Here is a 3,183-nt window from a genome sequence, read left to right on the forward strand (position 1 = left end):
CGCCTGGATCAGCCGCAACCGACGCCTCTGGAAGGATCCGGAAGCGACCCCCGCCTCCGCCAGAGCCTTCCTCTACGCCGCAGCCGTCATGATCCTCGTCAGGCGCCTCGCCCGATCAACCTGACTTCTCGGACGGACTCTGAGGGACATGCGGCAGAGCTTCGGGAAGCCTTGATCATGCTGCTCATGCTGGCTGTCGTCTCAGCCGGCGTAGGGCTGGTCGCGCTTTGCCCGAGCGGAGCCTCGGGTGAGATCGTGCATGTGACGGCTGGCAGCGTTCCAGCCTGAGCCAAAAAGCTCCGATCTAGCCATCGCGCACCTCCGGTACGACCAGGTAACCTTGTGGTCGCTATGATGAGCGCTGGACGGCGCGCAGCCCCGCGTCACCGCAGCGAGCCCCCATGAGCCAGCGGTATCTATTTCGGTCCGATTGGCGCCCGTCGAGCCGTCGCGTCCTGCTGGCCGGCCTGCTCGGCCACTACGCTGCTGCCTACTGCTTCTGCGCGGCGACGATGTGCGCCGCTTTCGTGTCCGATTTCCGGGAGCAAGGACTATCGATGTTCGCGCACGCGAGTTGGGGGCGTGCGGTAGAGGTCGTCTGGACTGCCCCCATCGTAACCGGCCTTCTCGGGTTGTGGGGAGCGGTCATTATCAGCCCGACTCTCCTCCTCACGCTGCCTGTGACGAGTTGGGCCGCTCGCAAGCTTGATACAGGCGCGCTGCCGACGATGGCGATCGGTGTCGTACCGGGGCTGTTGGCGGGACTTATCGTGTTCGGGATCACGCCCCGAATTGAGCCAAGCTTCCTCGCATCATCTGGAATGGGCGGAGCGGCCTTCGCGTGGACTGTGTGGCTGATCTGCATACGTCCGAGACAAGCGTACTGATCGAAGTATATCTGAGCGGAATCTCGAAACTGCAGCGGTTCGCAGCACTGAAGCCGACGCAACAATCGAGGCAATCTTCGCGACATCGAGCTTGTCCATAAGGCTGCTCCAGAACAGCCGAGCCGACGAGGAGGCCCACGATGACCAAACCGATCACCCTGACGAGCCGCCTCGTCGACGCCGTCGTGATAGCCGCCATGGCGTTCAGCCTGATCGTCCATGCCCAGTTCATGATCCTGCCACCGCACTTCGTGTAAGGGACTGATCTGGTCGGCATTTTGCCTGAACGGACCTGAAGAGGACTTCAGACGGAGATCAGGCCATGCTCATCCGGTGCGGGTACACCGTCGCCCTCGACACGTTCGGCCCCACGCCGATGACGCTGCTCCTCAACGTCCGCCCGGAGCGGCAGCCCGACCTGCGCAGCCGCGAGGTCATCAGGTTTGACCCGCCGGTCGCGGCCCGGCAATTCCGCGATCCCTTCGGCAACGTCGCCACCCGCATCCTGGCGCCAGGTGGGCGCATCACGATGTCGGCGGACTTCGAGATCGAGGACCACGGCCGACCCGACGCCCACGCGCCCGACGCCCAACAGATTCCAGTCCATGAACTGCCTGACGAGGCGCTGCCGTTCCTGCTCGGCTCGCGCTACTGCGACACCGACAAGCTCTTGCAGACCGCCTGGGACCAGTTCGGCTCTACGCCCGAGGCCTGGGGGCGCGTCCAAGCCATCGTCGACTACGCTCATGGGCGTTTGCGCTTCGACTACATGCAGGCGGACGCCACCCGCTCGGCCTTCGACGGCCATGGCCAGCAGGTCGGGGTGTGCCGGGACTTCGCTCATCTGGCGATCACCCTGTGCCGGTGCATGAACATCCCGGCTCGCTACGCCACCGGCTATCTCGGCGACATCGGCGTGCCGAAGGACCCCGCGCCGATGGATTTCTCCGCGTGGTTCGAGGTCTACCTCGACGGGCCGACTGGTCCGCGCTGGTACACATTCGATGCCCGTCACAACAAGCCGCGTATCGGCCGCATCGTCATGGCCTACGGGCGCGATGCCACTGACTGCGCGATCACAACGAGCTTCGGCCGCGCGCCACTGGCCGGGTTCACGGTGCATACCGACGAGGTTGTTGAGTAAATTTCCGGCGAGCAGGCCGGCGGTTCGCCACAACCGATCCGGTGAGGGGCCGGCGTTCGGCTGAGGTGCGGCCGGGGTGGGGCATGCAGGCGGGATCGGACTTGCGGGGCATGTCGTGGCTCCTTTCACTCGACGAGCAGATCAGCCCACGCCGCGGTCAGCACGGCCTTGCGACGGTCGCGGTTGAGTGGGTCCATCGCGCCGAGGTCGTCAATCAGAGCGGCGACCTCGGCGGGGCGGCCATCGAACCATGTCGCAGCGTCTTTCAGCCTACGCCGTGCAGCAACATGCGCGGCTGGTGCGTGAGCGGAGCCGGCGGCGGCGAGGACGGCGAGAGCTGCAACGATGCTGATCGCAGCCGGTGCGGTCTCCTCGGCCGAGACATGCTGCTCGATGAGGTCACTCACGATGTCGAACGGGTTGCGAGACATGGCGGCTCCTCAGGCGCCCGACAGTTCAGCGGCGAAGCTCGCCAGAACGTGCGGGCTGTCGAGACCGGCGAGATGGTCGAGGGCATGCAACGCCGGCTCCAAGGCGGCGGGGTGTCCCTCGGCGCACAGTAACAAGTTGGCGAAGATCTGCCCGCGAGAGCCGGTCGGCAGGTGGACGACGGCGCGCAGGCAGCGGAGCCGCGCCGTGCGCTCGACCTCTTCGAGGTCGGGGCGGAACGGGCCCCAGGCGTCGGCGGCGGGGATCATCGGGCGACGCCCCGCTGCCCGCCCCACCGAGGCCGCGAGAGCGGAACAGTGTGGAACAGTCTGGAACACGCTAAGCCGTTGTTCCTGTTGCCTTGTGCTACTGTTCCACTTGTTCCACTTTGGGGTAAAAGGAAATCTCTGCGCCCTCGCGGCCTCACAGGGTGCGCGCGCAATTTTCCCGGGCGAGTGCGCGCCAGTAGTCGAACAAGTCGAACAGTCGAACAAGCTTTGAAATATCAATGACTTGCGTTGTTCTGGATCGCATCGGAAGTCGCCCAGAGCCGAACATTTCAGTCCCCGTCCTGCCATGCCTACAGACCGGGATCGTTCCACTTCCATCCTGGGAACCGTCGCTCCCATTCCGCCCGGAGTTGCACCAGGGGCGGGAACTCCCAGCCGCGGCGGCGCAACACCTTCTTGGTGTTTGAGCATCCGTGCTTCTTTAGAATGTCGC

Annotated in this window: 4 protein-coding genes and 1 pseudogene; 3 read left to right on the plus strand and 2 right to left on the minus strand. The window is 65.0% G+C overall.

The features are described from left to right. The 3 genes and pseudogenes from MKL01_RS21960 to MKL01_RS21970 all read left to right on the plus strand — a co-directional run. Positions 1–124 (plus strand): annotated as a pseudogene (locus MKL01_RS21960) (IS5/IS1182 family transposase); the annotation flags it as partial. A gap of 277 nt (positions 125–401) precedes the next feature. After that, a complete protein-coding gene (locus tag MKL01_RS21965; RefSeq protein WP_243907309.1) occupies positions 402–887 on the plus strand; it encodes a hypothetical protein in 486 nt (161 codons plus the stop codon). A gap of 322 nt (positions 888–1,209) precedes the next feature. Next, positions 1,210–2,031, plus strand: coding sequence for a transglutaminase-like domain-containing protein (locus MKL01_RS21970; protein ID WP_243907310.1), 822 nt, complete (start codon positions 1,210–1,212; stop codon positions 2,029–2,031). A 125-nt stretch (positions 2,032–2,156) separates the two neighbouring features. On the opposite strand, the gene MKL01_RS21975 is transcribed toward MKL01_RS21970, so the two are convergent. Both MKL01_RS21975 and MKL01_RS21980 read right to left on the minus strand, forming a co-directional pair. Then, positions 2,157–2,462, minus strand: coding sequence for a hypothetical protein (locus tag MKL01_RS21975; protein WP_243907311.1), 306 nt, complete (start codon positions 2,460–2,462; stop codon positions 2,157–2,159). Between the two features lie 9 nt (positions 2,463–2,471). Next, positions 2,472–2,729 (minus strand): hypothetical protein, encoded by a 258-nt coding sequence (locus MKL01_RS21980; protein ID WP_243907312.1) that lies wholly within the window; start codon positions 2,727–2,729, stop codon positions 2,472–2,474. Between the last annotated feature and the right edge of the window lie 454 nt (positions 2,730–3,183).

It is taken from the genome of Methylobacterium sp. J-070, assembly GCF_022829385.1.
Taxonomy (GTDB): Bacteria; Pseudomonadota; Alphaproteobacteria; order Rhizobiales; family Beijerinckiaceae; genus Methylobacterium.

Coding starts and splice junctions, on each gene's coding strand:
- MKL01_RS21965 (WP_243907309.1), top strand. CDS start 402: ATGAGCCAGCGGTATCTATTTCGGTCCGATTGGCGCCCGTCGAGCCGT.
- MKL01_RS21970 (WP_243907310.1), top strand. CDS start 1,210: ATGCTCATCCGGTGCGGGTACACCGTCGCCCTCGACACGTTCGGCCCC.
- MKL01_RS21975 (WP_243907311.1), bottom strand. CDS start 2,462: ATGTCTCGCAACCCGTTCGACATCGTGAGTGACCTCATCGAGCAGCAT.
- MKL01_RS21980 (WP_243907312.1), bottom strand. CDS start 2,729: ATGATCCCCGCCGCCGACGCCTGGGGCCCGTTCCGCCCCGACCTCGAA.